The organism is Nocardia anocheti, assembly GCF_029675105.1.
GTDB lineage: Bacteria > Actinomycetota > Actinomycetes > Mycobacteriales > Mycobacteriaceae > Nocardia.
In genome coordinates, this window is record NZ_JAQQFV010000033.1 from 1 (window position 1) to 343 (window position 343).

Annotated in this window: 1 pseudogene; it reads right to left on the minus strand. The window is 63.0% G+C overall.

Going from position 1 to position 343, the window contains the following annotated elements:
- Nucleotides 1-343: pseudogene (locus QC180_RS30150) on the minus strand (serine hydroxymethyltransferase); the annotation flags it as partial.

The window sequence follows — 343 nt, forward strand, 5'->3', positions numbered from 1 at the left end:
CGGGCCACCGAGAGTCTTGTGCACCGTCGAGGACACGACATCGGCATACGGCACCGGCGACGGGTGCAGACCGGCCGCGACCAACCCGGCGAAGTGGGCCATGTCGACCCACAGGTAAGCCCCGACCTCATCGGCGATCTCACGGAACCGAGCGAAGTCCTGATGACGCGGATACGCCGACCACCCCGCCACGATCACCTTCGGCTTGGCCTTCAATGCGATGTCTCGCACCTCGTCCATGTCGATCCGGTGATCATCCTCCGACACCCCATAGGAATGCACGTCATAGAGCTTGCCCGAGAAATTCAGACGCATCCCATGCGTCAAGTGACCACCGTGGGCC